Genomic DNA, 15,686 nt, shown 5'->3' on the forward strand with positions numbered 1-15,686 from the left:
TTCTCCTCTTCGCGATATAGCGCCGTCACAATAGCGTCTGGGCTCAATCTAGATCATTTGGCGGCGCTGAAAACCGCAACCGAGTGGCTTTGTCGTCGCATATGCATTTTCCCTAACGAAAAAGCCGGGCTGAACCCGGCTTTTTCAAGGATTATGTCATTACAGTTTTGTTATTTTGCGGGTGCGGCCGGAGCGGCCGGAGCCGCGCCTTCTGCCGGCTTGGCAGGGGCTGCACCTTCGGCCGGCTTGGCGGGCGCGTTCTCGGCCGAGGCGCCGGGCGCCGGCAGCGGCTTCGGATTGTCCGACAGCGTGCGCAGATAGGCGATGACGTTGGCGCGGTCCTCATCCTTCGGCAGGCCGGCGAAGCCCATCGCCGTGCCCTTCACGAACTTCTTCGGCGAGGTGATGAAGTGGTTGAGGTTATCGTAGGTCCACTTCTCGCTGCCACCCTTGGAGAACTCCTTCATGCCGGCCGAATAGGCAAAGCCCTCATGCTCGGCGACCGGACGGTCGATGATGTCCCACAGATCGGGGCCAACCTTGTTGGGGCCGCCTTTTTCGCCGGAGTGGCAGGCCTGGCATTTCTTGAAGATGGCTGCACCCGCTTCGGCGTTGGCGGTGGCCAGCAGCTCGGCGATCGGCTTGGCCTCCGCGGCTGGAGCGGCCGGGCCGCCTTCGGCGGGCTCGGTCGCCTCGATGGCGAAGCCGGGCTTTTCCGGCGTCGGCGAGGCAAACAGCGCGTCAGATACGATGCCAACGGAAAAGACGATGAACACCGTGCCGAGGAAACCGGCGAGCAGCTTGTTGACTTCGTTGGAATCCATACGCCCCAGGCTCCCTTTTCCGGCGGACCGATCCGTCCACTCCGTCCGTCGGTATCGTGAACCACCCTGCGAGGCGGTCAAATCGCGCGGAAACTAGGTCTTTTGCTCCGGCGTTGCAACACCTATAAGGGCGCTGCCAGTGAGACCTTTTGCCACTTTTGTCCCCCTCTTTTTCGAGCCCCTGCCCGCCTCATGTCCACGCTCATCCTGATCCCGGCCCGCATGGCCTCGACCCGCCTGCCGGGCAAGCCGCTGGCCGACATTGCCGGCACTCCGATGATCGTCCACGTCGCCCGCCGTGCTGCCGAGGCGGGGCTCGGCCGGGTGGTCGTCGCCACCGATACGCAAGGCGTTGCGGAGGCGGTGCGCGCCCATGGTTTCGAGGCGGTGATGACGCGGGCGGACCACGAAACCGGCTCCGACCGCATCTTTGAAGCGCTGACCATTCTCGACCCTGGCAACAGCGTCGAGACCATCGTCAATGTGCAGGGCGATCTGCCGACCATCGACCCCCTTGTTATCGGTGCCGCGCTGAAGCCTTTCGAGAACGCGGCGGTGGATATCGCCACGCTCTGCGTCGAGATCGTCCGCGATGAGGAAAAGACCAATCCGAACGTCGTCAAGCTGGTCGGCTCGCCACTCTCGACGACGCGGCTCAGGGCGCTCTATTTCACCCGCGCCACCGCCCCTTGGGGCGAAGGCCCGCTCTACCATCATATCGGCCTCTATGCCTATCGCCGCGCCGCACTCGAACGCTTCGTTGCGCTAAGGCCGTCGCCTCTGGAGCGCCGCGAGCGGCTCGAGCAGTTGCGGGCGCTGGAGGCTGGCATGCGCATCGATGCCGAGATCGTGCAGTCGGTGCCGCTTGGCGTCGATACGCCGGACGATCTCGAACGCGCCAGGGCGCTCCTTTCCAACTAAGAAATTCCCCCAATTCCCGAGACTCCGCGCATGCCTGAAAAGACCAACAAAATATCCTTCCAGGGCGAGCCGGGCGCCAATTCCGACACCGCCTGCCGCAACATGTTCCCGTCGATGGAGCCGTTGCCGTGCCCGACCTTCGAGGACGCCTTCAACGCCGTCGAGACCGGCAAGGCCGATCTGGCCATGATCCCGATCGAGAACACCATTGCCGGCCGCGTCGCCGACATCCATCACCTCTTGCCGGAATCGAAGCTGCACATCATCGGCGAATACTTTCTGCCGATCCACTTCCAGCTGATGGTGCTGCCGGGCGTCAGGCGCGACGAGATCAGGACCGTGCACAGCCACATCCACGCGCTCGGCCAATGCCGCAAATACATCCGCAAGAACGGCTGGAAGGCGGCGGTTGCCGGCGACACCGCGGGCGCCGCCAAGATGGTCGCCGCGATGAAGGACCGCACCATGGCCGCGCTGGCGCCGGCGCTGGCCTCGACCCTCTACGGGCTCGACATCATCGAGGAGAATGTCGAGGACACCGACAGCAACGTCACCCGCTTCGTGGTGCTGACCAAGAACAAGCAATGGGCCGAACGTCCCTCGGCCGACGCCAAGATGATGACGACCTTCATCTTCCGCGTCCGAAACGTGCCGGCGGCGCTCTACAAGGCGATGGGCGGGTTTGCCACCAACGGCATCAACATGACCAAGCTGGAAAGCTACCAGCTCGGCGCGTTTACAGCGACGCTGTTCTACGCCGACATAGAGGGCCATCCCGACGATCCGCTGGTGAAGCTGGCACTCGACGAGTTGCGCTTTTTCTCGCGCGAAATGCGCATTCTCGGCGTCTATCCCGCCAGCGCCTCGCGCGAGCAGTGGAAGGTGGCGGATTAGGATCCGGTCAGGTCAGGCCGAGCTTGTTCTTTTTGGCCGGCTTGCCGCATTCGCGGCGGGCAATCGACCGGTTCATGGCGTCGATCTTGCCGCTTGCCTGGTCGGCGTCGCGCTTGGCTTTTGAGCGCATATCCGGCGTGAACGGGCCAAAGCCCGTCGCCGGGTTGGAGAAGGACGGCTTGGCGTCCACCGGCAGATGATATTGCTGCGCCAGGCCGTTTCGTTGCGCCAGCAATTGATCGCAAGGCACCTTGTCATACAGCAGCGAGGACTGGACGTTTTCGTCCTGCCGTTCGGACATCGAATTGCCGACGCAGCCGGCCATCGCCAGGCAAGATGCCAAGACCGTCATGTTCCAGCGCATGAACGTGCTCCTTGTCTTTCGCAGCTGCGGCTTCTCATGCGCAGCGGCAGAAGTCTTAGCCAGATTTTACGCTGCCGGAAAGCAAGCTTGCCACTACGGCCAGCCCTTCGACCGGTTCGCGGCGATCCTGCCGGATGATCGTTGCCTGCAGCGACAGGACCGAAAAGCCGTCGGCATCCAGAACCCGCTCTATATAGCCTTGCCAATGCGCGTAGCGGCGCGACGGCTGCAGGGCGAAGCCGGCGCGGTCAGACGATTCTCCGCCCGGGAGCGTCTCGACAGAGAACGCAAACAGACCGCCGCCGGCAAGCATTCCGGCAATCTTGTTCACCACCCTGTCGAGTGCGCCGACATAGATGAACACATCGGCCGCCGTCACCAGATCGGCTTTCGGGCCAGAATAGCAAAAATCCTGCAGGTCCGTCTTGACGAGCAGATCGTAGAGGCCTTTGGCGCGCGCCTGCCGCAGCATGCCGGCCGAGATGTCGTAACCCTCCAGCCGATCGGCGATCGGCCGCAGCTTCTGGCCCATGAGGCCGGTGCCGCAGCCGAGATCGAGTGCCAGCGAAAACCGGCCCGGCCGTGCTGCCCGAATGGCGCGGTCGAGGCATTCGGGCAGACGGTAGCCGAGCCTGTCGACCAGCTCAGCCTCGAAGCTTTCGGCATAGTAGTCGTAAAGCGTCTCAACAAAGGCGCTGGGCGGCGCCTGGGCAGCCGCTGCCCTGCCGATCAATTGCAGCTTGAGCACCGCGCCGAGCCTGTCCGCCGGGTCGAGCCGCAGTGCCGTCGTCCAGGCCTGCGCGGCACGATCGGGCGCGCCCGCCGCTTCCTGCATCTCGCCGAGGCGGAACCAGCCGGCTGGCCATTGCGGCGCCAGTTCGAGCGCGCCGAGCAGCAATTCCGCGGCGGCCGCATGATCGCCGGATGCATGGAGCATTTCGGCATAGTCGGCGCGGCGGTCGGCAGTCAAATCGCCGGACGAGGTCTGGAGCGGTTTCATCGTGATCGAATTCCGCCGGGTGTTTGCAGCCGGCTTGCGCTCTATGCTGGAGTCAGCAGTGACTTACAACAGGCTTCCCGCGCCGGAATTAGTGCCTATCTTGGGGCCATGCGCGCCAGCGACCTGCTTCATCCCCGGCCGGAAGGGCTGTATTGCCCGCCCGGCGATTTCTTCATCGACCCGGTGCGGCCGGTCAACCGGGCGCTGATCACGCATGGCCATTCCGACCATGCCCGCTCCGGCCACCGCTCGGTAATGGCGACGCAGCAGACGCTCGATATTATGGGGCTGCGTTATGGCGAAGGTTTTGCCGGAACGACGCAAGCCGCCGTGCTCGGCGAGACGATTGCGCTTGGCGGTGTGGCCGTCAGCTTTCACCCGGCCGGCCATGTGCTGGGCTCGGCGCAGATCAAGGTCGCGCATCAGGGCACATGCATCGTCGCGTCCGGCGACTATAAGCGCCAGAAGGACGCGACTTGCGAGCCGTTCGAGCCGCTCAAGTGCGACGTCTTCATCACCGAGGCGACGTTCGGCCTGCCGGTGTTTCACCATCCGCCCGATTCCGACGAGATCGCCCGGCTGCTGAAATCGACCGAACAGTTTCCCGAGCGCACGCATCTGGTCGGCGCTTATGCGCTGGGCAAGGCGCAGCGTGTCATGCGGCTGCTGCGCCATGCCGGCTACGAAAAGCCGATCTACATCCATGGTGCGCTGGCCAAACTCAGCGAATATTACCAGAGCCAGGGCATCGATCTCGGCACGTTGGAGCCGGCGACGGTCGAGGCCGGCCAAAAAAGCGACTTTGCCGGCGCCATCGTCATCGGCCCGCCATCCGCCTTCGCCGATCGCTGGGCGCGGCGTTTTCCCGATCCGATGTCGTGCTTCGCCTCAGGCTGGATGCGCATCCGCCAACGCGCCAAGCAGGGCGGCGTCGAGCTGCCGCTGATTATCTCCGATCACTCCGACTGGGACGAGCTGACAGCAACGATCAAGGAGACCGGCGCGGAAGAAATCTGGGTGACGCATGGCCGCGAGGAGGCGCTGGTGCGCTGGTGCGAACTCGAAGGCATCGCCGCCAGGCCGCTGCATCTCGTCGGCTATGAGGACGAGGGCGATTGATGGTACTCATGGCGCTCCGCTCATGAACCGCTTCGCCGAGCTTCTCGACCGGCTGGTGCTGACGCCGTCGCGCAACGGCAAGCTGACGCTTTTGACCGACTATTTCCGCAGCGTCGAGGATCCGGATCGCGGGCTGGCGCTGGCGGCCATTACCGGCGATCTTTCCATCGCCGCGGTCAAGCCGGCAATGCTGCGCACGCTGGTCGTCGAGCGCATGGATCCCGTGCTGTTCGGCTATTCCTACGACTATGTCGGCGACCTGGCCGAGACCGTGTCGCTGGTCTGGCCGCAAGCGCCTCTCGATATTGCGAACCACGCGCCGACGCTGGCCGAGGTGGTGGCCAAGCTGCAGGCGGCAAGCCGTTCCGACGGGCCGCAGGTGCTGGCCCGGCTGCTCGACAGCGCCAGCACGTCCGCGCGCTTTGCCATCATAAAGCTGGTCACCGGCGGCCTGCGCATCGGTGTCTCGGCGCGGCTCGCCAAGCAGGCGCTGGCCGATTTCGGCAAGGTCGATATCGCCGAGATCGAGGAACTCTGGCACGGGCTGACGGCGCCTTATGCGGCTCTGTTCGCCTGGCTGGAGGGCAAGGCGGAAAAACCCAGGAAGACGGCGCTGGCGCTGTTTAGGCCAGTGATGCTGTCGAACGCCGTCGGCGACGGCGACCTCGAAAAGCTCGACCCGGCCGACTACGCGGCCGAATGGAAATGGGACGGCATCCGCGTCCAGGCGGTTTGCGAAGGCGGCATTCGCCGGCTCTATTCGCGCACCGGTGACGATGTCTCCGGCGCCTTTCCGGATCTTGCCGAGGCGATGGATTTTTCAGGCGCCCTCGACGGCGAGCTTCTGGTCGGTGACCCCAGGCAGGCGACGGGCACGTTCTCGGACCTGCAGCAGCGGCTGAACCGCAAGAGCGTGTCACCCAAGATCCAGCAGCAATACCCCGCCTTCATGCGCTGCTACGATGCGCTGCAGATTGGTGACGAGGATGTGCGGGGATTGCCCTTCCGCCAACGACGCGGCCGGCTCGAGGCCTTCGTGAGGACACTCGATCCGAGTCGCTTCGATCTGTCGCCGCTGGTCGAATTCACCACCTGGCAGGCGCTGGAGGAATTGCGCCGCAAGCCGCTGCATCCGGTCATCGAAGGCGTCATGCTGAAGCGCTGGGATTCGCCCTATGTGGCCGGGCGACCGAAGGGCCCGTGGTTCAAATGGAAGCGCGATCCGCACACGGTCGACGCCGTGCTGATGTACGCCCAGCGCGGCCACGGCAAACGCTCGAGCTTCTATTCCGACTACACATTCGGCGTCTGGTCCGGGCCGGAAGGATCGGAGGAGCTGGTGCCGGTGGGAAAGGCCTATTTCGGCTTCACCGACGAGGAACTGAGGCAAATCGACAAATATGTTCGCGACAATACGATTGAGCGCTTTGGCCCGGTGCGCTCGGTACGGGCCGACCGCAGACATGGCCTGGTGCTGGAGGTGGCGTTCGAAGGGCTTAACCGTTCGACGCGGCACAAATCCGGCGTCGCCATGCGCTTTCCGCGCATTTCGCGGCTTCGCTGGGACAAGCCGGCCGCGGAAGCCGACCGCATCGAGACGCTGCAGGCGCTGCTCGATAGTTAATGCATGTCGCGCAAAAAGCGTGCAGCGGTTTTGCGGTACCGACATGCATCAAAACAAGAATTTAAACTGCGTCGCATGAGGCCGGTCCGAACGCGACGTGCTTTACGGAACGACCGAGACGCGAATCTCGTAGATGTCGACCGACTTGCCCTGCTTGTCGAAGTCGGAATTGATGGCGATGGTGCCGGCAGCACCCGGATGCTTGTCGGGAAAGCGCACGTCGAACAGATATTCATTGCGCTCGCGACCGACGGCATAGCGTTTGCGGCCGCAGTCGCCGAGTTCGCCGAAATTGCAATCGACGGAAATCTGCGTCTCCTGGCCCTCCTCGGAGCGCGCGATGATGTCGAATGTGGCATGCTTGCCGGCGAGTTTTTCCAGCACGCCTTGCCCGACGTCGAAGCTGATGGCCGAACCGGATGCACCCGAGCGGATGCGCAGGAAGGAACCGCTTTCGTCCTGGATGACGTCGGCCTTGGCGTCCGACGGTGCGTTGACCTGCGTCGGGTCACCCGGCGAAAAGACGTTGATCCAGTCGCGCGCCTGGTCCTGCTCGCCCTGCTTCGGCGGCGAAGCGGTGTCGTCCGGCGTGAAATCATCGCCATCGACCGTTGGCGGCGCTTCCGGCGGCGCCGTGTCGAGTTCGGTCGCCGATTTGAAGACGCCGGTCTGGTTGGCGAAATAAAGGCCGATGCCGGCGGCTGCGAGCAGCGTCACGCCGAAGAAGATCGCGGTCAAAGGCAGGCGCCGCCGCCTCGCCCGCCGGTCGTCGCGGTCGGGCGTCACTTCCGCGTCGTCTGTTTCGGCGTCGGCTTCGGTCGGAGCCGAGGCCCCCATGTCGATCACCGGCGCGTCGGGAACAGGCGCATCGGGCATTATGTCGGGGACGACCGGCAGGACGCGCGACCGGGGCGCATCGGATTCGGGCGGCTGTGCCGGACCGTCAATGACGACATCGGGCGACGGCGCGGGCTCGGCTTCGGCCGGAGGCTCCACCTCCGGTGCTGCCTCCAAACTGTCGGTCGGCGCGGCGACGTCGGCAACCGCCGGCAGGAATTCCGATTCGATTTCGGTGATCTTCGCCTGGACCGCCTTGCGGCGCTTGATGGCGACTTCCACGGTGACGTTTGGATTGGCCTGCAGGGCACGGTCGAGTGCCGCGAAAGCCGATCGATAGACCCGCTCGCGAAACGCCCGGTCGTCGGCATTGCCTTTCTCGAAGGCGTTGCGGATCGCTTTTTCGATCGCGTCCAAACGAATTCCCTCTGCAATTTCACTCACATTGTCATGATCGTTAGCCGCAGGCGACCAATCAATCAACAAGCGAGCGGCTGCATTCTGCCTTGCCGAGGGATACAAAGCTCATTTCGGCGGTTTTCGGTAAAGAAATCAACCTTTTTCGCTGATTTTCCGTCACGGCCCCGACGTGACGGACGGGGCGGCCTGCCGATACGGCATCGCATCGGCGCGGCGGCTGCCCTTGTGCCCGTCCTGGGACGGAGACGAATTGCTCGTCCTGAATTCGCGGCAGCCATCTTGAATTCGCGGCCAGTTGCGTCTATCACCCAGCCCATCTTGGAAGCACGGCTTCCCGGGCCGCTTTAGCTCAGTTGGTAGAGCACATCATTCGTAATGATGGGGTCGCGTGTTCGAGTCACGCAAGCGGCACCAGTTATCCCTTGGAATTGCGGCAAATTTAGCCCTGTCTGTTAGAGACGTTATTTGGACGCAAGCCCCAATAAGCGAAACCCATGTCCGTAGCCGACACGTCGGGCACCCCGGATTTCCAGGGTGCCCTTCGTAGTTCAAGCAAGCGCCGGTTGCTTCTCGTAATAGAGCGAGATCTGTTGCGCCTGTCGCGGGGGTAGAAGTCGGCGTGCTGGAGGCGGCGATCGCTGAGATCATTGGCCTGAGAATTGCCGTGCAGACCGCCGCGTCGAAGGCGACATGGACGACAGACTGAGTTGCAGCCCGGTCGAACGTGCGCCTCAGCTCGGCGAGGTGTCGCCCAGCGACGCCACGGTCTTCAGCGCGCCGTCGAGCATGTCGCCCTTCTCGTCCTTCAGCGCCGCTTCGCGCAGGCGCCGGATCCAGTCGGCGGCGTCCGGGCGGCCCTTGACCATGTCCAGCGCCGACAGCACCCGGTCGAATTTCGACTGCGCGCGGGCGTGGGTGTCGCTGTAACCCTTGATCAGCCGGCGGCAGTTGAGGATCTCCGTACCAAGCGCGTAATCCTGGCCGACCTGGCCCAGCGCCAGCGCATACCAGCGATCGAGATGCGCGGTCTCGACCTTGTGGCGCAACAGGCGGCGGCGCCAGCGGCGCAGGCCGCCGATGAACCACAAAGCGGCAAAGCCGGCGAAACTGTCGGTGCGGATGTGGCGGCCGCGATTGATGCGGCGGTCGAGAAAGGCGGCGAGCTTCGGCCGGTCCTCGATGTAGCTGCCGAGCCCGGCCGGCAGCGTGCCGCAGAATTCCTCAATGCGCGGATGGAAATATTCCGTCACCTGCAGGACTGAGCCTTGCTTGACACCGACTTCGCGGCGTACGCGGTGGTCGCGCGTCGAGCGTGTCTTCAGATCGGCGACGCGGATCATGTCGTCGTAGCACATGGCGTTGGCCAGATGCTTGGCCGCGGCGATCGACAGCACGTAGTCATGTTCGGCATTGTCCAGGACGACCGCCCGGTCGAGCCGGTCGAGATACTCGCCGCCATAGGCGACGTCCTGGTAGTCGACGACTTTTTTCAGGCCGCGAAGCGCCATGTCGTGCACGGGTAAAGGCAAAGCAGCGACGCGCGCCGCCAGTTGTTGCCAGCCCTTCAACAGGCTTTCCGGGCCGCTGACATTTGTCGCCGCGGCCGAGCGGGTTTCAGCGGCCGCCGGCTGTACAGTCTTGTCGCCCGAAGGCGCACTCGCGATGGCGCGCGCCCGATCGTAGGCGGCGGCGAAGGCAGCGAGGCTTGCCTTGACGCCGCGGCCGCCGGCGCCGATGGCCTGCTCATAGCTCTCGCGTGTGAACGGCAAGGCATCGGACCCGGCCAGCGCGCCGAGCAAGCTGGCCGAGATCATCGAGCCGTTATCGACGGCGATCTTCTCCATGTCGAAGGCGATGAAGCGCTTGGCCGCGGCTTCAGCCGTGGCATGGACCTTCGAGGACGATGCGCGGCCGTCGCCGGGTTCGATCTTCTCGGAGACCGCTGCGATGCGGTGCGACGAGGCGATCAGCGTGGTGCGCTCCGGCGTGACGAACCCGCGGATGATGGCGCGGCCGGCTTCCATCAGTTCGGCGGCGATCAATATATCGACGTCGCCCTGCGACGGCGACAGCGCGAAGACCGGCAGCCGGCCGGTGTCGCGGCACATTTCGACATAATAGATGGTGGCGCCGGTGCGCTGGGCGACGCCCGCAACCGAGGTCGATTGGGCGACGTAGCCGTTGCGCTCGGCGACGTCCGTGATCCAGTCGGCCAGCACGCCGCCGCCCTGGCCGCCGACCGCCAGCACAGCAAGCTTTATGACGCGCTCATCGCCCTGCGCGCCGGCCTTGGAACGGGTTGATGGGACAGCGTCAAGCATCGGCAAATATCAGCCGCCGGCTTTCGCGGCGGCGCTGCAAGAGGCGGATCGTGGCGCGCCGCGCGGCTTCAAGCAAACGGTCCCAGCGGCTTGGATTATGCACCACGTCGGCTCTGTAGAAGGATGGGCACAGCACCGCCGCATCGGCAACCTCGCCGCAATTGCCGCAGCCGACGCAGCTCTGGTCGATATGCGCCACCGGATCGTCGCGCAGCGGGTCATCGAGCGACTTCACCGACAGCGACGGACAGCCGGAGAGCCGCATGCAGGCATGGTCGCCGGTGCAGATGTCCTCGTCGACGCCGAATTTCGGCTTGACGACCCGCTCACCGCCCTTGATCGCCTTTTCGACCAAAGGCTTCTCGCGACGCTGGCGGTTGAGCATGCATTCGGACGAGGCGACGATGACTTTCGGGCCCTTCTCGTCCGTCGTCAGCGCCTCGCGCAGCGTGTCTTGCATCCTGGTCACATCATAGGTGCGGTCGATGTGGCGCAGCCATTTGACGCCCATGCCTTTCACCGCCTCGGTGATCGGATGCTTGGTCGACTTGGTCTTGTTGCCGGCGCGGGAGGAAAGGATATCCTGCCCTCCCGTCGCCGCCGAATAGAAATTATCGACGATGACGATGACGCCATCGTTCTTGTTGAACACGGCATTGCCGATCGAGGACGTCAGGCCGTTGTGCCAGAAGCCGCCGTCGCCGACGAAGGAGATCGAGCGGCGCTTGGCATCGGGCGAGTTGAACGCCGAGGCCGAGGCCGGCCCCAGCCCGTAGCCCATGGTGGTGGCACCTAGCTCGAAAGGCGGCATGATCGAGAACAAATGACAGCCGATGTCGGAGGCGATGTGGTGCTTGCCCAGCTCCTGCTCGACCAGCTTGGTGGCGGCGAAGATCGGCCGCTCCGGGCAGCCGACGCAGAAGCCGGGCGGCCGGCCCGGGACGACGTTGATCAGGTCGGCGGTGTCGAGCCCGTCGCCGATCTTGTTGGGCGCGCGGACCTCACTTGGCAGCAGATGCGGGATGGTGGCACGCAGGAACGATCCGATGCCGTCGAGCATCACCTGGCCGGTATATTCGCCGGCCATAGGCAGATGTTCCTTGCCAACGAGCTTGGTGCCGCGGCCGGCCTTGTGCAGCATCGCGGCAAAGGCCTGTTCGATGTAGTTGGGCTGGCCTTCCTCGACGACGAGCACGGCGTCCTTGCCTTCGCAGAAGGACAGGAATTCGTCATCGACCAGTGGATAGACGGCGTTCAGCACATAGAGCGGCACGTCGGTGTCGCCATAGGTGTCGGCGAGGCCGAGCCGCTGCAGCGCCCGGATGACCGAATTGTACATGCCGCCCTGCATGACGATGCCGACCGAGCCGTGCTCTGGGCCGAAAAACTCGTTGATCTTGTTGGTGCGGATGAAGTCGACCGCCGCCGGCCAGCGTTTCTGCACCTTTTCCTTCTCGTGCAGGAAGGACGCGGGCGGCAGCACGATGCGGCCGGTGTCGCGGCGCGGCGCGGCGAGCGCATCGGCCACTGTCATCGCCGGGCGCTTGTTGTCCTTGGCGATGAAATGGCCGTGGACATGGCAGCAGCGAATGCGGACCTGCAGCATGACCGGTGTGTTGGAAACCTCGGACAGCTCGAAGCCGTCCTCCACCGCCTTGACGATCGACGGCAGGTTCGGGCGCGGGTCGAGCAGCCAGACCTGACTCTTCATGGCGAAGGCGTGGCTGCGCTCCTGCATGATCGAGGAGCCTTCGCCGTAATCCTCGCCGACGATGATCAATGCACCGCCGGTGACGCCGCCGGAAGCGAGATTGGCGAGCGCGTCGGAGGCGACATTGGTGCCGACCGTCGACTTGAAGGTGGCCGCACCGCGGATCGGATAATGCACCGATGCCGCCAGCATGGCGGTGGCGGTCGCTTCCGAGGCGCTTGCCTCGAAATGCACGCCGAGCTCGCCCAGGATATCCTGCGCGTCGGCCAGCACGTCCATCAAATGGCTGATCGGTGCACCCTGATAGCCGCCGACATAGCCGACGCCGCATTGCAGCAGCGCCTTGGTGATGGCGAGAATGCCTTCGCCGGAAAACTCCTCGCCGGCGCCGAGCCTGAGCTTTTCGACTTCCTTGGCAAAAGACCGTTCGGCCATTTTTTGCTCCTTCCGTTACCGTCCCGATGGCGGCGCGTAAGATCGTCAGATGTCGTGCTTGCGAATGTTCTTCAGCATCTTCTGCAATGTCGCGATCAGCGCCGCGTATTCGGCATCGTCGACATCGTCGAACATAGCCTCGAAAGCGTCGTGCATGGCCGGCCAGGCGCGCGCGAACTCGGCGCGGCCATCGTCGGTCAGGAACACATGGCGGATCCGGCTGTCTGTGACCCCCTGCTCGCGCCGAACAAACCCTTGTCCCTCCAGCGTGTCGAGCGTGCGGCTCAAGGTCGACTGCTCGATGACGGTATAGACCGAGAGATCGTTGACGGTGACGCCATCGGTGACCGACAATACGGCCAGCGTGCGCACCTGCGGAATGGTCAGGCCCTGCTTGCGGAAATTGTCGCGCAGCGTGGCGTTGTAGCGGCCCATGATGCGGTTCATCAGATAGGGCGCGAACTGCTGCAGGCCGATCTGGCCCAAAGTCGAGATGCGCTGGCGTTTTTCAACCTTCTGTTCCATCACAGCCTCCCCGCCAGGAGAAAGCCGGAGCCGCCGCCCAAGCCAGCACCCGGATGGGTCGAGGCGCCGATGTGGTAGAGACCCCTGACCCCGGTTTCGTGATTGCGGCTCGTCTTGAGCGGCCGCCACAGAAACGACTGGTCGATGGTCGAGGAACCGCCATAGGGGTCGCCGCCGACCAGATTGATGTTCATCGCTTCCAGGTCGGCCGGCGAACAGGCGCGGCGCGCGATGACGCTGTCCTTGAACCCATCGATATGGCTGGCGAGGATCGCTTCGGCACGGTCGGCATAGGCTTCGCGCAGCGCCTCGGTCCAGCGACCGTCTGCCGGTGTTTGCAGTTTGCCGGCGGCATCGCCCTTGATATGGCGTGGCGCCTCGGGCAGTTGCAGCCACAGGACCGCCTTGCCGTCCGGGCAGCGCGATGGGTCGAGTACGTGCGGCTGGCCGACGCAGATGGTCGGCACCTCCGGCAGCATGCCGCGCATGGCTTCGTTGCAGGCCTTCGAGACGCCGTCGAGCCCCGGCGTCAGATGCAGCAGCGCGACCTTGTCCAGGCCCTCGCCGCGCCATGCCGGCGGCTTGTCCAAGGCATAGTGGATCTGGAAATTGCTCTTGCCATAGCGGTATTTTTGCGCTGCCTCGACGTCGGCTTTCGGCGCCGCGTCGCCGAGCAGCCGCCCGTAAAGCTGGGTCGGCGTGACCGAGCAGATGACGCTCTTGTTCACGCTGATCGTTTCGCCCGAAGCCAGCCGCACGCCGGCGGCGCGGCCTCCGCCTTGGACAATAGCCGCGACGTCGGCGCCGGTGCGGATTTCGCCGCCACGTTCCCTGATCAGGGCTTCGAAGGCAGACAGCAGATTCCTGGCACCGCCCTTGACGATCGGCGCGCCGGCCGCCTCAAGCGCGAAGGCGATGACCTTGGCGATCTGGCCGGAGAACGCGTCCTCAGGCCCAAGGCCGGCATGCAGCACCCAGGGCGCCCACAGCGCGCGCATGGTTTCCGACTGGTAGGTGCTTTCCAACCAACCGCGCGCTGGCACCAGCGCGCGGCCGAGAAAGGCGGCAAGGCCACGCGGGCCGCGCCGCCAGGCTTCGCCCGCGAGCAGCTTTACCGTCGGGTAAGACCACAGGCTGCCGCCGAGCAGACCGAACAGCAGGCCAGCATTGCGTTCGATCTCGCCGACATCGTTTGCGTGCCGGTCGCCGTCGCCCGCGGCAAGCGCATTGATCGCCGCTACATTGGCGATACGTTCGGTGCGCAGGACGGCATGGCTGCCGTCCGGGCGCAGCACACCGGTCGGCGTGGAGGTGTTGCAAAACTCCAGGCCGTGCCGCGCCAGATCCTTGCCCAGCGCGGCATAGGCCGGCGAGGTGATGAACAGGACAAAGGTCGTCGCCATCACGTCGTGGATGAAGCCGGGCGCGGTGATTTCTTCGGTGCGCATGCAGCCGCCGATGCGGTCGTTGCGCTCGAGCACCAGCACCTTCGCCCCCTTGCCGCCAAGCATCGCCGCGCAAACCAACGCGTTGATGCCGCTACCGACGATGATGTGATCGATATCGCTCATCGAGGGTTGCTCCGGGTGAGCGGAAGGTGGAATTCATTTGTGTGGATTGGCGTTTCTTCGCGCCCCCCTCTGTCCTGCCGGACATCTCCCGCACTTGGCGGGAGATCGGCTGTCACCGCGGCCTTCGCCACTCTCCAACGTCGCAGGAATGAGCGGGGCACCGAAACTGCCAATCTCCCCCTAAGTGGGGGAGATGTCCGGCAGGACAGGGGAGGGCGCCGTAGAGCAGCCTTGCAAGACTGCCGCTCCCAACTCGTCACCACAGCATTGCCTGCAAGCATGATCTTCTCCCGAAGACCGCCAGTTGCCCTATTGTCTCGGCACGAGCGCCAGTGCGCGGATCGGGCTGCCGGTGCCGTGCTCGATCTTGAGCGGTGCGGCGATCAGGATCGCGCCCTTCGGCGGCAGCCGGTCGAGGTTGCACAGGCTGGCGAGCCCATAGCGGTTGGCCTTGTGCATCAGGCTGTGCGCCGGGAATGGCGGCTCCATTCCCCCTGCTTTGCCAGCATCCGTGCCGATCGTCTCGCTGCCCCAGCCCTTGATGTCCTTGCTGATCAGATACTGGATGGCCTCGGCCGTCGGTCCGGGCGTGTGCGGTCCGGTCTCATTGGCGTTGAGGAACTCGGCTTCCGAGCCGTTGCGCTTGTACCAGTCGGTGCGCATCACCACCCATTCGCCCGCGTTGATAGCGCCATGTTCGGCTTCCCAGGCCTTGATGTGGTCGACGGTGAGCAGGAAGTCGTGATCGGCGGCGGCTTGCTTCGAGCAGTCGATGACATTGACCGGGCCGACGAAATTCTGAACCGGAATGGTGTCGGTGGCACCGTCCGGATAATCCTTGCCGGTGATCCAGTGCTGCGGCGCGTCGAAATGCGTGCCCGAGTGTTCGCCGAGCTTCAGCCAGTTCCAGGCCCACCACGGACCGTTCTTGTCATAGTGGGAGATGGCGTGGATCTCGACCTTCGGCGTGTCCACCGCCAGCTCCGGCGGCAGCTTGATCAGCGGCGTGTTGGGCCCGAGCGGCGCCGTCAGGTCGACCACCTGGATGGCGCCTGAAAGAAGCTGGCCGGCGACGTCGCCGAGGAGTTGTTGTGTGTCCATGGTCTCTGTTCCCTCTTTC

At 64.5% G+C, this 15,686-nt stretch carries 13 protein-coding genes and 1 tRNA gene; 5 read left to right on the forward strand and 9 right to left on the reverse strand.

What is annotated here, in order from left to right:
- Positions 1-170 precede the first annotated feature (170 nt).
- Positions 171-824: a c-type cytochrome gene (locus tag NKH83_RS15225; protein ID WP_352476004.1), complete on the reverse strand. Its 654-nt coding sequence runs from the start codon at positions 822-824 to the stop codon at positions 171-173.
- 192 nt (positions 825-1,016) lie between these two features.
- Here NKH83_RS15225 and NKH83_RS15230 point away from each other — a divergent pair, with 192 nt between their 5' ends.
- Positions 1,017-1,745: a 3-deoxy-manno-octulosonate cytidylyltransferase gene (locus NKH83_RS15230; RefSeq protein WP_023676856.1), complete on the forward strand. Its 729-nt coding sequence runs from the start codon at positions 1,017-1,019 to the stop codon at positions 1,743-1,745.
- 30 nt (positions 1,746-1,775) lie between these two features.
- Positions 1,776-2,639, forward strand: a complete 864-nt coding sequence (locus tag NKH83_RS15235; RefSeq protein ID WP_254816209.1) for a prephenate dehydratase — start codon at positions 1,776-1,778, stop codon at positions 2,637-2,639.
- Between the two features lie 7 nt (positions 2,640-2,646).
- On the opposite strand, the gene NKH83_RS15240 is transcribed toward NKH83_RS15235, so the two are convergent.
- Together NKH83_RS15240 and NKH83_RS15245 are read right to left on the reverse strand one after the other, a co-directional pair.
- Entirely contained in the window at positions 2,647-3,003 is a 357-nt protein-coding gene (locus tag NKH83_RS15240; protein ID WP_352476005.1) for a hypothetical protein, read from the reverse strand.
- 55 nt (positions 3,004-3,058) lie between these two features.
- On the reverse strand, positions 3,059-4,003 hold the full coding sequence (locus NKH83_RS15245) for a methyltransferase domain-containing protein (protein ID WP_352476006.1): 945 nt from the start codon (positions 4,001-4,003) through the stop codon (positions 3,059-3,061).
- A 108-nt stretch (positions 4,004-4,111) separates the two neighbouring features.
- On the opposite strand from NKH83_RS15245, the gene NKH83_RS15250 reads away from it, so the two are divergent.
- Both NKH83_RS15250 and NKH83_RS15255 read left to right on the forward strand, forming a co-directional pair.
- Complete coding sequence (locus NKH83_RS15250; protein ID WP_352805500.1) at positions 4,112-5,122, forward strand: ligase-associated DNA damage response exonuclease; 1,011 nt, start codon at positions 4,112-4,114, stop codon at positions 5,120-5,122.
- 22 nt (positions 5,123-5,144) lie between these two features.
- Complete coding sequence (locus NKH83_RS15255) at positions 5,145-6,746, forward strand: cisplatin damage response ATP-dependent DNA ligase (protein WP_352476008.1); 1,602 nt, start codon at positions 5,145-5,147, stop codon at positions 6,744-6,746.
- Positions 6,747-6,848: 102 nt separating this feature from the next.
- On the opposite strand, the gene NKH83_RS15260 is transcribed toward NKH83_RS15255, so the two are convergent.
- Positions 6,849-8,000, reverse strand: coding sequence for a hypothetical protein (locus NKH83_RS15260; protein ID WP_352476009.1), 1,152 nt, complete (start codon positions 7,998-8,000; stop codon positions 6,849-6,851).
- Positions 8,001-8,341: 341 nt separating this feature from the next.
- Here NKH83_RS15260 and NKH83_RS15265 point away from each other — a divergent pair.
- Positions 8,342-8,417, forward strand: a tRNA-Thr gene (locus NKH83_RS15265).
- 317 nt (positions 8,418-8,734) lie between these two features.
- On the opposite strand, the gene NKH83_RS15270 is transcribed toward NKH83_RS15265, so the two are convergent.
- The 5 genes from NKH83_RS15270 to NKH83_RS15290 form a co-directional block, all read right to left on the reverse strand.
- Positions 8,735-10,324: an indolepyruvate oxidoreductase subunit beta family protein gene (locus NKH83_RS15270; RefSeq protein ID WP_352476010.1), complete on the reverse strand. Its 1,590-nt coding sequence runs from the start codon at positions 10,322-10,324 to the stop codon at positions 8,735-8,737.
- Entirely contained in the window at positions 10,317-12,470 is a 2,154-nt protein-coding gene (locus NKH83_RS15275; RefSeq protein ID WP_352476011.1) for a thiamine pyrophosphate-dependent enzyme, read from the reverse strand. Before NKH83_RS15275 ends, NKH83_RS15270 begins: the two co-directional genes overlap by 8 nt.
- A 45-nt stretch (positions 12,471-12,515) precedes the next feature.
- Positions 12,516-12,995: a MarR family winged helix-turn-helix transcriptional regulator gene (locus NKH83_RS15280; protein WP_352455076.1), complete on the reverse strand. Its 480-nt coding sequence runs from the start codon at positions 12,993-12,995 to the stop codon at positions 12,516-12,518.
- A complete protein-coding gene (locus NKH83_RS15285) occupies positions 12,995-14,566 on the reverse strand; it encodes a phytoene desaturase family protein (RefSeq protein ID WP_352805505.1) in 1,572 nt (523 codons plus the stop codon). Before NKH83_RS15285 ends, NKH83_RS15280 begins: the two co-directional genes overlap by 1 nt.
- A gap of 309 nt (positions 14,567-14,875) precedes the next feature.
- The gene (locus NKH83_RS15290) at positions 14,876-15,667 is read right to left on the reverse strand and encodes a cyclase family protein (RefSeq protein WP_254816222.1); all 792 of its coding nucleotides are present in this window, start codon (positions 15,665-15,667) and stop codon (positions 14,876-14,878) included.
- Positions 15,668-15,686 lie beyond the last annotated feature (19 nt).

The sequence above is a fragment of the Mesorhizobium sp. M0909 genome (assembly GCF_040319515.1).
Classification (GTDB): Bacteria; Pseudomonadota; Alphaproteobacteria; order Rhizobiales; family Rhizobiaceae; genus Mesorhizobium.

What these genes read in the sequence shown, in the direction of transcription:
- NKH83_RS15225 (WP_352476004.1), bottom strand. Translation starts at nt 824, where the DNA reads ATGGATTCCAACGAAGTCAACAAGCTGCTCGCCGGTTTCCTCGGCACG.
- NKH83_RS15230 (WP_023676856.1), top strand. Translation starts at nt 1,017, where the DNA reads ATGTCCACGCTCATCCTGATCCCGGCCCGCATGGCCTCGACCCGCCTG.
- NKH83_RS15235 (WP_254816209.1), top strand. Translation starts at nt 1,776, where the DNA reads ATGCCTGAAAAGACCAACAAAATATCCTTCCAGGGCGAGCCGGGCGCC.
- NKH83_RS15240 (WP_352476005.1), bottom strand. Translation starts at nt 3,003, where the DNA reads ATGCGCTGGAACATGACGGTCTTGGCATCTTGCCTGGCGATGGCCGGC.
- NKH83_RS15245 (WP_352476006.1), bottom strand. Translation starts at nt 4,003, where the DNA reads ATGAAACCGCTCCAGACCTCGTCCGGCGATTTGACTGCCGACCGCCGC.
- NKH83_RS15250 (WP_352805500.1), top strand. Translation starts at nt 4,112, where the DNA reads ATGCGCGCCAGCGACCTGCTTCATCCCCGGCCGGAAGGGCTGTATTGC.
- NKH83_RS15255 (WP_352476008.1), top strand. Translation starts at nt 5,145, where the DNA reads ATGAACCGCTTCGCCGAGCTTCTCGACCGGCTGGTGCTGACGCCGTCG.
- NKH83_RS15270 (WP_352476010.1), bottom strand. Translation starts at nt 10,324, where the DNA reads ATGCTTGACGCTGTCCCATCAACCCGTTCCAAGGCCGGCGCGCAGGGC.
- NKH83_RS15275 (WP_352476011.1), bottom strand. Translation starts at nt 12,470, where the DNA reads ATGGCCGAACGGTCTTTTGCCAAGGAAGTCGAAAAGCTCAGGCTCGGC.
- NKH83_RS15280 (WP_352455076.1), bottom strand. Translation starts at nt 12,995, where the DNA reads ATGGAACAGAAGGTTGAAAAACGCCAGCGCATCTCGACTTTGGGCCAG.
- NKH83_RS15285 (WP_352805505.1), bottom strand. Translation starts at nt 14,566, where the DNA reads ATGAGCGATATCGATCACATCATCGTCGGTAGCGGCATCAACGCGTTG.
- NKH83_RS15290 (WP_254816222.1), bottom strand. Translation starts at nt 15,667, where the DNA reads ATGGACACACAACAACTCCTCGGCGACGTCGCCGGCCAGCTTCTTTCA.